Origin of the sequence: Streptomyces sp. NBC_00433 (assembly GCA_036015235.1) — a bacterium.
Taxonomy (GTDB): domain Bacteria; phylum Actinomycetota; class Actinomycetes; order Streptomycetales; family Streptomycetaceae; genus Actinacidiphila.
The window spans coordinates 6,117,648-6,132,500 of record CP107926.1 but is presented as its reverse complement, the minus strand read 5'-3'; the positions used below and the strand labels follow the sequence as shown (position 1 = coordinate 6,132,500).

Here is a 14,853-nt window from a genome sequence, read left to right as displayed (position 1 = left end):
GATCTTCGCGAGGCCGGCCATGTCGATCTCGTTGTCGAAGTGGCCGATGTTCCCGACGATCGCCTGGTGCTTCATCCTGGCCATGTCGGAGGCCATGATGATGTCCCGGTTGCCGGTGGTGGTGACGAAGATGTCGGCCGTCTCGACCACGTCGTCCAGGGTGGCGACCTGGTAGCCGTCCATGGCCGCCTGGAGCGCGCAGATCGGGTCGATCTCGGTGATGACGACGCGGGCGCCCTGCCCGCGCAGGGACTCGGCGCAGCCTTTGCCGACGTCGCCGTAGCCGCAGACGACGGCGACCTTGCCGCCGATCAGGACGTCGGTGGCGCGGTTGATGCCGTCGATGAGGGAGTGCCGGCAGCCGTATTTGTTGTCGAACTTCGACTTGGTCACCGCGTCGTTGACGTTGATCGCCGGGAAGAGCAGCGTGCCTTCCTGCTGCATCTCGTAGAGGCGGTGGACGCCGGTGGTGGTCTCCTCGGTGACCCCGCGGATCTCGGAGGCGAGCTGGGTCCACTTCTGCGGGCTCGCGGCGAGGGTGCGGCGCAGCAGGGCGAGGATGTAGCCGTATTCCTCGGGGTCCTGCTCGGTGCCGGCCGGTACGGCGCCGGCCTTCTCGAACTCGACGCCCTTGTGGAGGAGCAGGGTGGCGTCGCCACCGTCGTCCAGGATCATGTTCGGGCCGCCGGTGGGGGTGTTGGGCCAGGTCAGGGCCTGCTCGGTGCACCACCAGTATTCTTCGAGGCTTTCGCCCTTCCAGGCGAAGACCGGGACGCCCCTGGGGTTGTCCGGGGTGCCCTCGGGGCCGACGGCGATGGCCGCCGCCGCGTGGTCCTGGGTGGAGAAGATGTTGCAGGACGCCCAGCGGACCTCGGCGCCGAGGGCCACCAGGGTCTCGATGAGGACGGCGGTCTGCACGGTCATGTGCAGGGAGCCGGTGACGCGGGCGCCGGCCAGCGGCTGCGTGGCGGCGTATTCGGTGCGCAGGGACATCAGGCCGGGCATCTCGTGCTCGGCGAGGGTGATCTCCTTGCGGCCGAAGGCGGCAAGGGAGAGGTCCGCGACCTTGAAGTCGGTGGCGGTAGTTGTCATGCGGGCTGCTCCTCGGTGCGATCGAGGTGGACGGGAATGTGGCGCGGCCACAGGGCGGGTGCGGGTGCGGCCTGCTGCGGGCACACCTGTCCCCTTGCGGCAGCGCAATCCGTCGGAGGCCCTCTCTCCCTCGGCCGGTCACCGTGGGGCGACCGCCCGACCGCCATCAGCAGCGACGTCTGGCTGGATACGAATCTACACCGGTCTGCGGACCGTCCGCAGTCCCTCGGGTCACCGGCCGCCGGGCGACTGGTCGGGGTCGGGGCCCGCCGCGGCGGCGGCATCGCTGTAGATGTCGGGTTCGAGGTAGATGACGCGGGCGAAGGGTTCGGCGGCCCGGATGCGGGCTTCCGCGGCGTCGATGGCGCGGGCGATCTCGGCCGCGGTGTCGTCGTGCTTGACGGCGATCTTGGCCGCGACCAGGAGTTCTTCCGGGCCGAGGTGGAGGGTGCGCATGTGGATGATGCCGATGACGGTGTCGCCGTCGACGGTGGCCGCGCGGATGCGGTCGAGGGACTCGGCTCCCGCGCCTTCGCCGAGCAGCAGGGACTTCGTCTCGGCGGCCAGGACGAGGGCGATGCAGATGAGCAGGGTGCCGATGCACAGGGTGCCGATGCCGTCCCAGACCCCGCTGTCGGTGGCCAGGGCGATACCGACGCCGAGCAGGGCGAGGACGAGGCCGATGAGCGCGCCGAAGTCCTCCAGCAGCACGATCGGGAGCTCCGGCGCCTTGGCGCGGCGGATGAATTCGGTCCAGGACATCGTGCCGCGCGTGTGGTTGGACTCCTTGATGGCGGTGCGGAAGGAGAAGCCCTCGGCGGCGATGGCGAAGATCAGGACGCCCACCGGCCAGTACCAGTGATCGATGGCGTGCGGGTGGCGGACCTTCTCATAGCCCTCGTAGAGGGCGAACATGCCGCCGACGGAGAAGAGGACGATCGAGACGAGGAAGGCATAGATGTAGCGTTCCCTGCCGTAGCCGAAGGGGTGTTCCTCGCTGGCCGCCTGCTTGGCCTTCTTGCCTCCGATGAGGAGCAGTCCCTGGTTGCCCGAGTCGGCGAGGGAGTGGACGCCTTCGGCGAGCATCGAGGAGGATCCGCTGAATGCGAAGGCCACGAACTTCGCCGCGGCGATGGCGAGGTTGGCGCTCAGTGCCGCGACGATCGCCCTGGTTCCGCCTGAGGCGCTCATATGTACGGGGTGTCCCTTCCTCGGCCCTGGCGGCTGCCTCGCCGTGACGGGCGTTGCGGACGGACATTGTTGCAGTCCGTGTCGCGGTCGATGTGTCAGGCCGCCACGGTGGCGCGGAAGACGGCGCCGTCGCCGCTGAGTTCGGTGCGTTCGCCGGCCGGGATCCAGCAGGACTCACCGCGGTCGAGGGTCAGCACCCTGCCGTCGTGGGCGCGCAGCGAGGCCTGCCCGGCGGTGCAGAGCAGGATCTGCGGGGTGCCCTGGTCGAGGGTGCGGGGGTCGGAGCCGGGGGCGAGTACGTACCGGGAGAGCCGGAATTCGTCGATGGGGGCGGCGTACAGCTCCTCACCGTCGGGGGCGGCCTCGGGGCGGAGCACTCCGGGGTCGCCGGCTTCGAAGCGGACGACGCGCAGGAGTTCGGGCACGTCGATGTGTTTGGGGGTGAGGCCGCAGCGCAGCACGTTGTCGGAATTGGCCATGATCTCGACGCCGAGGCCGTCGAGGTAGGCGTGCGGGACTCCGGCGCCGAGGTAGAGGGCTTCGCCGGGCTGCAGGCGTACGTAGTTGAGCAGCATCGCGGCGATCACGCCGCGGTCACCGGGGAAGCTGTGGGCGGCTTTGGCGTAGGCGGCGTAGTCCGCGGCGTGCGGGGTGCCGGGGGTGGCGGCCAGGCGGGCGGCGGCCTCGGTGGCGGCGTGGACGGTCTCGGCCGTCGCGTCGGGGTCGGCGCCGAGGACGGCGGCGAGGACTTCGCGCAGCGCCCGGTCCTCGGGGTGGGCGCGGAGGATGTCGGCGTAGGGGGCCAGCGCGCCGACGCCGAGGGCGTCGATGAGGTCGGCGGCCTCGGTGGGCCGGCGGAAGCCGCACAGTCCGTCGAAGGGGGACAGCGCGACGAGCATCTCGGGCTTGTGGTTGGCGTCCTTGTAGTTGCGGTGCGGGGCGTCGAGCGGGATGCCGCGGGCTTCCTCGTCGGCGTATCCGGCCTTCGCCTGGGCGAGGTCGGGGTGGACCTGGACGGACAGTGGTGCGCCGGCGGCGAGCACCTTGAAGAGGAAGGGGAGCCTGGGCCCGAAGCGCTTGACGGTGGCGTCGCCGAGTTCGGACGTGGGGTCGGCGTCGATGAGGGTGTCGAGCGGTACGGGTCCCGCGCCGCGGTCGACGCGGGAGGGTGCGCCGGGGTGGGCGCCCATCCACAGTTCGGCCTGGGGTTCGCCGGTGCTCGGGGTGCCGAGGAGTTCGGGGATGGCGGTGGTGGAGCCCCAGGCGTAGGGGCGGACGGTGTTGAGGAGGCGGTTCATGCCGGTCATGGTCTCTCGGTCGAGGCGACGGCCAGGTATACGGCGGCGAAATCGGTCAGGGCGAAGACTTCCGCCGCGATGTGCAGATCGCTGCCGCCGGAGGCGGCGATCTCGCTGAGCGGGGTGTCGTGCGCGTAGGCCTGTTCGCGGGCGGCGGGCGCCGCGGAGCCGGGCTGGTCGGGGGCTTCCTGGAGCAGCACGACGCGCATCCGCAGTCCGTCGGATTCCTCGACGCGGTCGCGGAAGAAGTCGTCGGGGTCGGCGGAGAGCGCGTGCACGCCGGCCTGGAGCGGGCCGTGGGCGGTGAGGGCGGCGGGCAGTTCCGCGCTCAGCGCGGGCCGGCCGGCCCGGGCGGCTAGGGCGGTGGCGAAGCGGCGGGCGCCGGCGCCGGCGATCGGGCCCTGGCTCCACAGCAGCGGGAGGGCGTCGTCGAGTTCGGCGGCGAGGGTCTTGGCGGGGTTGGTGTAGGTGGCGACGGCGGGGCCGCAGCGGGCGGCCACTTCGTCCAGGGTGTCGGCGAGTGCCTGGAGTTCGCGGGTCGGCGCGGTGATCAGGCCGAGCCGGTCGGCCAGGGCGAGCAGCGGGGTGAGCAGTGCCCAGAAGGCGCCGGTGTCGGCGGCGTCGGCCGGGGTGTCGGTCCGGCCGTTGTCTTCGGGGGCGGCGAAGGGCAGGGCGAGGCCGTGTACCTGCGCGACGGCTTCGGCCAGCGGCGCCTTGGCGGGGGTGACGGCCGCGGCGGTGCAGCCGCGGCGGTAGGCCTGCTCGACCAGGTCGGTGAGGCCCTGCTCGGTGCCCTGCGGGGAGATCAGCAGCAGCAGGTCGAGGGATCCGGCCCAGCCGGGCAGGGTCCAGCGGGCCTGCTGGGGGGTGGGGCCGGTCGGGGTGAGCGCCTCGACGGGGCAGCTGCCGGAGCCGAGGGCGGTCAGCAGGTCGGCGACCGCGGCGGCGTCGGGCCCGCTGCCTGCCACCAGGACCGTACGGGGCCGGCCGTCGGGCTGCAGCGCGGTCACGCCCGCTTCTTCGGCGAGCCGCAGTGCGGTGCGGACCCGGGCGCCGGAGGCGGCGACTCCGCGGAGCAGTCCGCGGGTGTCGGCGCGGGCGAGGCCTTCGGGGTCCTCCAGCAGCGACTCGTCGAGCAATGCGACCTCCGGGGCGTGGTGTCGTGACGCGGTCGGACGGAGTCCGAGCGCGGTGGTGTGGGCGTCGGGTCAGCCGGGGCGGCGGGCCTCGTCCACCAGCAGGACCGGGATGTCGTCCCTGACGGGGTAGGCCAGGCCGCAGCTGTCCGAGGTGCAGACCAGCTCCGCGGCGTCCTCGTCCGCGCGGAGTGCGGCGTGGCAGGCCGGGCAGGCGAGGATGTCCAGAAGGCTGTCTTCGACGAGCGGCATGCGGGGTGTCCTCCTGGCATTGTGCGGGCCGGCGGCCCCGGCCTGTGCCGACCAGCCTATCGCCGCACGCTTCGTGGCAGTGCCGGCCCCGGGCGGTGGTCCAGCGGTGCTGGTCAGGTGCCTTGGATCCGGTGGTCCGTCCGGCGGTGGCGGGGCTCAGCCGCGGACGATGGCGAGCACCTGGTCGCGGATGCGGGCGACGGCGGCGTCGTCCGCGGCCTCGACGTTGAGCCGCAGCAGCGGTTCGGTGTTGGAGGCCCGCAGGTTGAACCACCAGCCGGCGGCGCTGACGGTGAGTCCGTCGAGTTCGTCGAAGTCCACGCCGTCCTGGCCGGTGAAGGCGGCGCGCACCGCCGCGGTGCGCCCGGCCTGGTCGGCGACGGTGCTGTTGATCTCGCCGGAGGAGGCGTAGCGGTCGTAGCCGGCGACGAGTGCGGACAGCGGCCCTTCCTGGCCGCCGAGGGCGGCCAGCAGGTGCAGGGCGGCGAGCATGCCCGTGTCGGCGTTCCAGAAGTCGCGGAAGTAGTAGTGCGCGGAGTGCTCGCCGCCGAAGACCGCGCCGGTGGCGGCCATCTCCTGCTTGATGAAGGAGTGGCCGACCCGGGTGCGTACCGGGTTGCCGCCGTGCTCCCTGACGACTTCGGGCACGGAGCGGGAGGTGATGAGGTTGTGGATGATCGTGGCGCCGGGATTGGCGGCCAGTTCGCGGGCGGCGACCAGGGCGGTGACGGCGGACGGCGGTACGCCTTCGCCGCGTTCGTCGACGGCGAAGCAGCGGTCGGCGTCGCCGTCGAAGGCCAGGCCGAGGTCGGCGCCGGTCTCGCGGACCCGGGCCTGGAGGTCGACCAGGTTCTTCGGGTCGAGCGGGTTGGCCTCGTGGTTGGGGAAGGTGCCGTCGAGGTCGAAGTACATCGGCACCAGGTCGACCGGCAGGCCGGCCAGCACGGTCGGGACGGTGTGGCCGCCCATGCCGTTGCCCGCGTCGACGACGACCTTCAGCGGCCGCATCCCGGACAGGTCGACCAGCGAGCGCAGGCAGGCGGCGTAGTCGCCGAGTACGTCGCGGTCGCCGATGGTGCCGGTGACTGCCGCGCCGGCCGGGATGCCGGTCTCCAGCCATTTCTCGGCGAGCGCGCGGATGTCGGCGAGGCCGGTGTCCTGGCCGACGGGTGCGGCGCCTGCCCGGCACAGCTTGATGCCGTTGTATTGCGCAGGGTTGTGGCTCGCGGTGAACATCGCGCCGGGAAGGCCGAGCCGCCCGCTGGCGAAGTACAGCTCGTCGGTGGAGCACAGCCCGATGCGGGTGACGTCGGCTCCCCGGGAGGCGGCGCCGCGGGCGAAGGCGTCGGACAGGCCGGGGGACGAGGGCCGCATGTCGTGCCCGATGACGATGGCGTCGGCGCCGGTGACCGTGGCGAAGGCCGCGCCGAAGATCTCGGCGAGCGGGATGTCCCACTGATCGGGTACGACTCCGCGTACGTCGTAGGCCTTGACCAGCTGTGACAAATCGGCCACTGCACACCTCTGCTGTACGGGGTCGCGGGATCGGACGTTGCGGCGCGGCAATATGCCGCGGTTCCGGCCACAACCTACCCCGGACGGGAAGAGGCGCGTTCCGCGCGGAGCAGGGGCGGCGGGGGCGGGTCCTACTCGGGTGAGCGCAGGACCCGCAGATGGCCGCGTCGGGCGACTTCCAGCGGGTCGATGTCGCGGGTGCCGGGCCGGGTGCGGTCCTGGGGGCGGGCGGCTTCGCGTACCGCGTTGGCCAGTGCTTCCAGGTCGTCGCCGCTGGGCCGCACGGGGCCGGTGTCGACGGCGAGCCTGACGACTTCCCAGCCGCGGGGCGCGGTCAGCCGCTCCGAGTGCTCGGAGCACAGGTCGTAGCAGTGCGGCTCGGCATAGGTCGCGAGGGGGCCGAGGACGGCCGTGGAGTCCGCGTAGACGTACGTCAGCGTCGCGACGGCGGGGCGGCCGCAAGCGGTGCGCGAACAGCGACGTACAGGGCTCACGAGGTTGGACGGTACCGCACTCTTGAGCGGGCCGCGACGACTCTCCGCAGGCTCACCCGGTCGTGTCGCCGCGGCGCGGCTTTCCGGGAGTTGGCCGCCGTCGCGGCGTCGACCTGCGGTGATGCCGGGGCCGTCGGAGGTACGTACCAATGCGGGTGAGCGGTCATGACGGCGGCACGTGACGGGTTCGATCGCCAGGTGGCGCGTTTCCACCACTTCTGTGGCCTGATGCGGTCTGAAACTCGGCGCGGGATGACGATAAAGGGGCCGCGTCCACTCGGGTCGCGACACGGCGCGGGGCGGGAGCTAGGCTCACGCTGATGGACAGTTCGGCGCCACCTCCCTCCGACCCGCGTCCGCGGCACCGCGACCGGCACGGTCGCGGCATGCGCGGCCCCATCGCGCCGCCGCAGGTGCCGCTCGCGCTCAGCCGCGCCGACGCCTTCGACGACCTGGTCAGGGATGCCGCCGACCGCCTCGAAAGGCGCTGGCCGCAGCTGGCCGACGTGGAATTCGCGGTGCAGGAGGTGCCCTGGCCGCAGGACGGTACGGCCGACGGCGACGCCGTGCCGCTGGGGCGGCTGGTCGGGGCGGCCAAGGGGCGGCCGAGCCGGATCGTGGTCTACCGGCGGCCCGTCGAGATCCGGGCCAAGAGCCGCGACGAGCGGGCGCTGCTGGTCCACGAGGTGGTGGTGGAGCAGGTCGCCGAGCTGCTCGGCCTGTCGCCGGAGAATGTCGATCCGAAGTACGGCGAGGACTGACACCTCCCGGCGCCCGTCCCCGCCCCCTTCGCTGTCCGCACGGCTGTTCGCCGCCCGCTATTTGTCGAGGATGGCCAGGTCGGAACCGGCCTGCGGCACCTGGACCATGCCCCGGTCGTCGGGCAGCGGCTGGATCGTGAACATCGGCACCCCGCCCAGCGGCAGCGCCAGCATCCGTGAGGCGTAGACGGTGCCGCCGGAGAGCCGCTCGACGGTCACGGCGTAGCCGCCCTTGCTCTGGGACGGCGGCTGCGGTTGCAGGGACATCGTGGTGCCGGCCTTGAGGATGACGGTCTTGGTCACCGTCGTGCCGCCGGACGGGCCGGGCGACGAGGTGATCTTCACGTCGGCGTCCTTGCCGATGGCGATCAGGCCCAGCGTGGAGCCCTTGGCGCGGTTGTCCGCGACGGTGGCCCTGGTGCTGATCGCCGGGGTCGCGGGCAGGAAGGCCAGCTCCTGCTTGGCGCCCTTGCCGCGGGTGATGCGCAGCCCCGCCACGACCGGCACGGGGGTGTGCACCGTGCTCGATCCGATGACCAGCGAGCCCGGGTCGCCCCTGGTGATGTTCCCCAGGTCGGCTGTGGCGGTCATCCCGGCCTTGACGTGCAGCGTCTCATGGCCGGCCGGGGAGATCAGGCCGGTGGAGGTGGCGAGCTTGAGCGTCAGGTCGGCGTCGTCGGTGCCGGTCGCGTAGGCCACCAGGTGCACCGAGGTGGCGTCGGCCGGGATGCCCGGCATGACGAGCGAGGTCGCCGGATCCGCTGCGGGCGCCAGCCAGTCCGTGCCCGCCTTGCTGTCGGTGGCCTGGACGGCAGCGCCGACCCGGCCGCTGCGTACGACGACGTGCACGGTCAGGTCGGCGACCTTGTCGGCGACCAGGGTGGACAGCAGCACCGGCTTGGCGCTCTTGCCGGGGACGGTGATGCCGTCGCCGGTCGACGCCTTGAGCAGGCCGTCCTTGCCGTACAGCTCGACATCGACGACGGCGGGGGCCTCGTCGGGGTCCACCAGGTGCAGGTAGTCCTTGCGGTTGGTCGCGGTGCTGGCGCCGGGGAACCAGAACTCGCTGTCCGGGGTGATGCAGGAGGTGCCGAGCAGCCCGCGGCCGGGTCCCGCGTCCACCACGGTGGTCTGCTGGACCGACCAGCCGGGCGCCAGCGGCCCGTCGGCGGTGCCGATCAGGGCGGGTGCCTCGGGCTTGTCCGTGGTGGCGGTGACCGCCTTGCCGGTCTGCTTGAGCGGCGCGAGCGGCTTGGCCTTGTCGAGGGCGGGAACCAGTTGGGCGCTGCCGGTGCCGCCGGTGCCGGTGGCCGTCGTCGAAGGGGTGAACGACGTGTAGACGGTGTCGGCGAATTCCGACGGGGAAGGCGCCGGGCACACCACGGTGCTGCGCTGCACGGGCAGCGTGGCCACCGCGCCCTTGGGGGCGGCGGCCGAGTCGCTGCCGCCGCTCAGGGACGCGGCGCCGGTCAGGACGGCGAGCACGACGACGGCGCCGCCCAGGGAGAGGGTGCTGCGGTTCACTGGTGGTCGCTCCCGTCACGGCGCTGGTCGCCTTCTGCGTAGTACGGCCCGGCGTCGCCATATGCGGCGGGGTCGGCGTAGCCGCCCTGGTCGGGGTAGGGCGCCTGGTCGCCGTAGCCGCTCACCGTCCCGTCCTGCGGCTGCTGACGGCCCTGCTGTGCGTAGGGGTCGTAGCCGGGCTGCTGCGGGACGTAGCCGTACTGGTCGCCGTAGCCGCCCTGCTGCTCGTAGCCGCCGCCCTGTCCTGCCGGATAGGGCGGCTGCTCCCACTGCTGGTCGGGGTAGGGCGCGTAGTACGGGTCCGTGGTCTGGGCGGCGTCGGGGGCCTGGACCGCGTAGGGGTCGTAGCCGGCCTCCGCGGGGTCGTAGCCGGCCTCGGCCTGCTCGTAGAGCGCTCCCACCGGTTCGTACGGGTCGGGCTGCTGCCGGTGCCCCGGGTCGCCGTCGGGGGCGTCCTGCCCGCCGTCGTCCTGGGTGCCGTTCGCGACGGCCTCGGCCTCCGCGGCGGCCTGCAGGCGGCGGGCCCTGCGGCCCTCGCCGCCGGACTGGCCGGGGATGTCGGCGACCACGTCTCCCTCGGCCTCCGGGAGGTCGTCGTCGACCTCGCGGCGGCGGCCGGGCAGGGCGAGCACGATCATGACGAGCAGCAGGAAGGCCTGCGCGCCCAGCCAGCCGATGTGGGTGACCGGCTCCTTGAAGGTGACGTCGAGCCGTCCGCCGGAGGCGGGCAGCTGGAAGCCCTGCGCCCAGCCGTCGACGGTGGTGGGCGCCAGCGGGGCGCCGTCGAGGGTGGCCTGCCAGTCCTCCGACGCGGAGTCGGCGAGCCGCAGGATGCGGCCCTGCGGGCCCGATGGCAGCTTGCTGTGCGCCTCGACGCGGCCCGAGGGGACCGCGACGGGCTTGGCGCCCTTGGCGGTGATGGTGATGCGGGAGACGGTCGTGTCGACCCGCCACAATGCGCTGCCGTCGGCCTGGCTGACCCGGGACAGGCCCGGGGTGCTGTCCATGACGCGGCCGAGCGCCCGGGGGGCGCCCTTCTGCGCGAGGACGTAGCGCACCGCGTATCCGGCGAGCCGGCTGCCCTGGTCCGCGCCCGAGCCGGCCACCAGGTTGGCGACGAGGGTGTCGAGGGCGGCGTCCTGCGGGGCCTGTGCGGCCAGCTCCGCGTCGCCGATGCGGACGCCCGCGCCCCGCACCAGGGCGTAGGCGACATGGCCTTCCGTACCGCTGAGGACCAGGGTGCGGGCCTGGTCGCCGCTGGTGCTCTCCTCGGCGACGAAGGCGGGCACCTGCTGCGGATCGCGGCGGTCGAGCGGGCCGTCGGCGCCGTGCGCGACCCAGGTGAAGGCGGCCAGCAGCGGCGCGGCGGCGGCGGCGAGCGCGATCAGGCCGGCGACGGGCTGCCGCCAGCCGAAGCCGCTGGCGGCGATCCGCTCGTTGGCGCCTTCCGCGCCGACCGCGGCGGCCGCGAGCAGCGCGAGGCCGTAGACGAGCGTGGCCGGTCCCGCCCACGCCTTGCCGTTCTCGATGCCGGCGAAGAGCAGGCCGGTAGCGGCGACGGCCCAGGCCGCGGTGATCGCGGTGCGGCGGGTGTCGCGCAGCAGCGCGGCGAGCGCGGCCAGCACCAGGCCGACCAGCAGCAGCCCGCCGGAGGCCTTGGGGCCGCCGGGGCTGAGCAGCAGCAGGTCGACGCCGGACGCGCCCTTGGTGCCGTAGGGCAGGCCCACCTCGTGCAGCAGCCGCCCGGGGTGCGACAGCAGCGTCAGCGACCAGGGGGCGAGCAGGACGATCGGGGTGACGATCAGCGCGGCGAAGCGCAGCAGGTGCGGTACGAGCAGCGCGCCGCGGCCGGTGGCCAGCCGCCAGGCGATGGTCGCGGCGGCGAGCACCATCGCGATGGGCCAGGTGATCGGCGTGAAGGCGGTGGTGAAGGTGAGCATCAGGGCCAGCGCCCAGGTCGCGCGCCAGCTGGGGCGCGCGCCGCGGTCCAGTGCGGCGCCGCCGAGTTGGAGCCCGGCGGAGGCGACCGCGGCGCGTGCCATCAGCGGCAGCAGGATGGCGAGCACGGCGGTGCCGAGCCTGCCGGTCGCCAGGGCGCCGGTCGTGGCCGGCAGGAAGGCGTAGGCGACCGAGGCCCAGGCGCGCAGCAGCCGGGACTCGACCAGCGGCCGGGACGCGAAGTAGGCGGTGAATCCGGCCAGCGGCACCGACGCGACCAGCAGCAGCGTCAGGGTGAGGCCGGTGGAGCCGAACAGCACGGTCGAGAACAGGCCGAGCACCGCGAGGTAGGGCGGCGCGGACTGGGTGCCGCCGGTGCCGAGTGCGTGCCAGGACCCGGCATAGCTGTGCCACAGGTCGGAGGCTCCGGGGTCGGCGGGCAGCAGGGTGCCGCCGGCCAGCGAGCCGCCGCCGAGCAGCGAGCGGCAGGCGGCGAGCGAGACGACGAGCAGCACCGCGAAGAGCACGGGGCCCGGTTTGCGGGCGATCCGCTTGAGGCGGGCGAACTGCTCGATCTCCAGGAATTCGCCGCCGTCGTCGTCGCCGGGCCCGGACTCGACAGCGCCGCCGTGTCGTCCCGCCGCGGCGGAGGAGGCGTCGGCGCGGCCGGCGATATTGCTGACGACCTGGTCGACGGTGGCGCGTACGGTCGCGCCGGGCGGCGGGAAGAGCGGGCGCAGTTCCGAGGGGGGGACGACGCCCCTGCCGCGCTGGTGGCGGGCGCCGAGCAGGCGCCCCGGGCGCAGCAGGACGCCGAGCAGGCCGACGATCTCGTCGACGGCCTGTCCTGGCACCTTGCCGACGAGGTAGGCCAGGGTGCGCAGCAAGGTGCCGAGGACTATGCGCAGCGCCACATACGGCAGCAGCGGGCCGCGGGTGTTGGCGAGCAGCGTGTAGACGGCGCCGGCCTTGTCGACACGGTGCGGGTTGACGGCGGAGCGGCCGGCGCAGTCCACCGGGCGGCGCTCGCGGGAGGCGGCCTCGGCATGCCAGAGCACGGCGTCGGGGGCGACGAGGACGGTGTGGCCGGCGGCCTGGGCACGCCAGCAGAAGTCGACGTCGTCGCGCATCAGGGGCAGCCGGCGGTCGAAGCCGCCCAGTTCCTCCCACACGTCGCGGCGGATCAGCATGCCGGCGGACGACACGGAAAGCACCGGGCGCACCTGGTCGTGCTGGCCCTGGTCCTGCTCGCGGCGTTCCAGCGCGGTCCAGCGGCGGCCGCTGCGGGCGATGCTGACGCCGACTTCGAGCAGCTGCCTGCGGTCGTACCAGCTGCGCAGTTTGGGGCCGATGACCGCGGCGGACGGCGAGGTGTCGGCGACCCGCAGCAGCCCGGCGAGGGCGCCGGGGTCGGGCTCGCAGTCGTCGTGCAGCAGCCACAGCCACTGGACGGGCTCGCCGTGCGGCTGGTCGGGCTCGTCGTAGGCGTCGTCGTTCCAGCTGCGGCTGACGGGGTCCCAGCCGCTGCGGCGGGTCAGGTACGGCAGCTGCTCGGCGGTGAGCGGCGCGGCGGTGCGCGCGGCCTCCTCGACCGCGGCGCCGAAGGTCGTGCGCCGGGCCAGGTGCAGTACACGCTGGTCGCCGAGCGACTCGGCGAGCAGCCGGGCGGAGTCGTCGGCGCTGCCGGTGTCGGCGGCGATGACGTCCTGGACCGGGCGGTCCTGGGCGAGCAGGCCCGCGAGGGCCTTGGGCAGCCAGCGCGCGCCGTCGTGCGCTACCAGCACGGCGGTCACGACATGGCGCGGGAACTCAGGGATGCCGGCCGGGTGAGCGGCCGGTGCTGTGCTGTTCACGGACATCGAGGTTCGGGCCCCGGTTCGCTGGACTGCGGTGGACGCTGGCGCCCGCTCGCGGCGGGGTTGCATCTCGGACGGCCCCCCACACTAACGGCTTACGCGGACACCACCGCCCTGACGTGAGCACAGTGTGAGAACAACAGCAGCCCGCCGGTCGCGTCCGGGGACGCGGCGGGCGGGCTGCGGGGCGGGTGCGCGGGGCCCGGCCGGCGGGCGGCCCGCCGCTGCTCACGGGGGCGGGCCGGGGGCCGGGCGGGCGGCGTGCGGGTCAGACGACGCCCTTCTTCAGGCGGCGGCGCTCCCTTTCCGACAGGCCGCCCCAGATACCGAAGCGTTCGTCGTTGGCGAGGGCGTATTCGAGGCAGTCGGAACGGACTTCGCAGGCGAGGCAGACCTTCTTCGCCTCACGTGTGGAACCGCCCTTTTCGGGGAAGAACGACTCGGGGTCGGTCTGCGCACACAGCGCGCGCTCCTGCCAGCCGAGTTCCTCGTCGGCCTCTTCGGCCAGCAGCAACTGGAACTGCTCGGTCATGCGCGCCCCTCGTCTGTCGTGCTTCCCCGTGATGTGGGCCGTCACCATGTGCGGCTGAACGACACGAGTGAAATTACAAGTGCGCCGATCCAGGCCAGTCAAGCCGGGATCTGCTATTGGGTCCGTTATTCACTCCGCTGAACCAAGGCGTGACAGAAAGTGTTGTTATCGGGCCAAAAGCCTGGATCCGTCAACCGCGGTCCGGTCGCTCCACCACTCACACCTCGTCAGACGCTGCGGCAACGCGCCACGTTCCGCCCGTACGGATGAAGCGTTGTGGATCACATTTCGATCACAGAAACACACGTCTCGGGGAATGGTCGGACAAGTGCGCGACGCCGGACTGCGCGGCGCGCGGGTTTCCCAGATCAGCGCGTCCGGTAACCGGAATACTGCGGTTGCACGGATGTCGCACCACCTATCCGCACACGTCTACGCACAAACCTTTCAGCAACTCACAGTGCCGGATCAGGTGAAAGAAGGACGACATAACGGACATTGAGTTGACAGTGGGTTGTCCGAACCGGTCTCCTTGTGTGCATGCCTGCCGAGCACCACGCGCCCTACCGGACCCGCCGCCGCGAGTCCTGCTGCGTCGCGCTCGCGCAGAACTGTTGTTGTCCCTGCCGCTGTCGCTGAGCCCCCTGCCCAGGACCCGTATTCCCGGCCCTGGCACCGCCCGCCACTCGCGCACACCCCCAGGGACACACCTTCATGTACTCCGACGTCTCCATCGCCGGTGACCCGCTCGCCCTGCCCCACCTCCTCCCCCCGGTGCCGCAGCACCCCGGCACCGTGGCGGAGTTCGCCGGACTCGCCCGCTCCATCGCCGCCGACCGCGGGCGATGGGCCCCGCTGGTGCGCTACGACGCCACCACCCGCTGGTATGCCCGCCTGCAGACCGGCCCCGGCTACGAGGTGTGGCTGCTCAGCTGGCTCCCGGGCCAGGGCAGCGGGCTGCACGACCACGGCGGTTCGTCCGGCGTGCTCACCGTCGTGCAGGGCGCGCTGCGCGAGCGCGTGCTCGGCCGGCACGGCGAGTCCGTCCGCGCGCTGGCCGGCGGCGCCCAGCGTGCCTTCGCGCCCGGCTATGTGCACGAGGTCGTCAACGACAGCCTGGAGCCGGCGGTCAGCGTGCACATCTACTTCCCCGGCCTCACCGAGATGACGCCGGCCGGCGTCATGGCGGCCTCCCCCGCCCAGGCCCCGGCCCAGGCCGCGACGCAGCCGTAGACACGGCCGTACGGGCCGCTTCGGCGGGCTG

Annotated in this window: 12 protein-coding genes (1 of these 12 cut by a window edge); 2 read left to right on the top strand and 10 right to left on the bottom strand. The window is 73.0% G+C overall.

From position 1 onward, the window contains the following. The 7 genes from ahcY to OG900_26195 all read right to left on the bottom strand — a co-directional run. Positions 1 to 1,092, bottom strand: the 5' portion of a protein-coding gene (gene ahcY, locus OG900_26225; protein WUH93266.1) for an adenosylhomocysteinase. The gene continues 360 nt to the left of window position 1, outside the view; the window shows 1,092 of its 1,452 coding nt (coding positions 1–1,092); its start codon is at positions 1,090 to 1,092; the stop codon falls past the left edge of the window. A gap of 231 nt (positions 1,093 to 1,323) precedes the next feature. Further along, complete coding sequence (locus OG900_26220) at positions 1,324 to 2,283, bottom strand: cation diffusion facilitator family transporter (protein WUH93265.1); 960 nt, start codon at positions 2,281 to 2,283, stop codon at positions 1,324 to 1,326. 95 nt (positions 2,284 to 2,378) lie between these two features. Further along, entirely contained in the window at positions 2,379 to 3,581 is a 1,203-nt protein-coding gene (manA, locus tag OG900_26215) for a mannose-6-phosphate isomerase, class I (GenBank protein WUH95931.1), read from the bottom strand. Between the two features lie 5 nt (positions 3,582 to 3,586). Next, positions 3,587 to 4,720: a mannose-6-phosphate isomerase gene (locus OG900_26210; GenBank protein ID WUH93264.1), complete on the bottom strand. Its 1,134-nt coding sequence runs from the start codon at positions 4,718 to 4,720 to the stop codon at positions 3,587 to 3,589. 69 nt (positions 4,721 to 4,789) lie between these two features. Next, positions 4,790 to 4,969, bottom strand: coding sequence for a Trm112 family protein (locus tag OG900_26205; GenBank protein WUH93263.1), 180 nt, complete (start codon positions 4,967 to 4,969; stop codon positions 4,790 to 4,792). Between the two features lie 156 nt (positions 4,970 to 5,125). After that, positions 5,126 to 6,484 carry a phosphomannomutase/phosphoglucomutase gene (locus OG900_26200; GenBank protein ID WUH93262.1) on the bottom strand — a complete coding sequence of 453 codons (1,359 nt, stop codon included), beginning with the start codon at positions 6,482 to 6,484 and terminating at the stop codon, positions 5,126 to 5,128. A gap of 131 nt (positions 6,485 to 6,615) precedes the next feature. Continuing rightward, positions 6,616 to 6,978: a DUF3499 domain-containing protein gene (locus OG900_26195; GenBank protein ID WUH93261.1), complete on the bottom strand. Its 363-nt coding sequence runs from the start codon at positions 6,976 to 6,978 to the stop codon at positions 6,616 to 6,618. Positions 6,979 to 7,298: 320 nt separating this feature from the next. Here OG900_26195 and OG900_26190 point away from each other — a divergent pair, with 320 nt between their 5' ends. Next, entirely contained in the window at positions 7,299 to 7,739 is a 441-nt protein-coding gene (locus OG900_26190) for a metallopeptidase family protein (GenBank protein WUH93260.1), read from the top strand. A 57-nt stretch (positions 7,740 to 7,796) separates the two neighbouring features. On the opposite strand, the gene OG900_26185 is transcribed toward OG900_26190, so the two are convergent. The 3 genes from OG900_26185 to OG900_26175 form a co-directional block, all read right to left on the bottom strand. Continuing rightward, entirely contained in the window at positions 7,797 to 9,263 is a 1,467-nt protein-coding gene (locus OG900_26185; protein ID WUH93259.1) for a DUF5719 family protein, read from the bottom strand. Continuing rightward, a complete protein-coding gene (locus OG900_26180) occupies positions 9,260 to 13,060 on the bottom strand; it encodes a glycosyltransferase (protein ID WUH93258.1) in 3,801 nt (1,266 codons plus the stop codon). The genes OG900_26185 and OG900_26180 overlap by 4 nt, the downstream gene beginning before the upstream one ends. Before the next feature lie 265 nt (positions 13,061 to 13,325). Then, on the bottom strand, positions 13,326 to 13,589 hold the full coding sequence (locus tag OG900_26175) for a WhiB family transcriptional regulator (protein WUH93257.1): 264 nt from the start codon (positions 13,587 to 13,589) through the stop codon (positions 13,326 to 13,328). Positions 13,590 to 14,303: 714 nt separating this feature from the next. Here OG900_26175 and OG900_26170 point away from each other — a divergent pair. After that, on the top strand, positions 14,304 to 14,822 hold the full coding sequence (locus OG900_26170; GenBank protein WUH93256.1) for a cysteine dioxygenase family protein: 519 nt from the start codon (positions 14,304 to 14,306) through the stop codon (positions 14,820 to 14,822). Positions 14,823 to 14,853: the final 31 nt, after the last annotated feature.

Bases quoted from the DNA above. Each gene is read 5' to 3' on its own strand.
- OG900_26220 (WUH93265.1), bottom strand. From the start codon at position 2,283: ATGAGCGCCTCAGGCGGAACCAGGGCGATCGTCGCGGCACTGAGCGCC.
- manA (WUH95931.1), bottom strand. From the start codon at position 3,581: ATGAACCGCCTCCTCAACACCGTCCGCCCCTACGCCTGGGGCTCCACC.
- OG900_26205 (WUH93263.1), bottom strand. From the start codon at position 4,969: ATGCCGCTCGTCGAAGACAGCCTTCTGGACATCCTCGCCTGCCCGGCC.
- OG900_26190 (WUH93260.1), top strand. From the start codon at position 7,299: ATGGACAGTTCGGCGCCACCTCCCTCCGACCCGCGTCCGCGGCACCGC.
- OG900_26180 (WUH93258.1), bottom strand. From the start codon at position 13,060: ATGTCCGTGAACAGCACAGCACCGGCCGCTCACCCGGCCGGCATCCCT.
- OG900_26175 (WUH93257.1), bottom strand. From the start codon at position 13,589: ATGACCGAGCAGTTCCAGTTGCTGCTGGCCGAAGAGGCCGACGAGGAA.
- OG900_26170 (WUH93256.1), top strand. From the start codon at position 14,304: ATGTACTCCGACGTCTCCATCGCCGGTGACCCGCTCGCCCTGCCCCAC.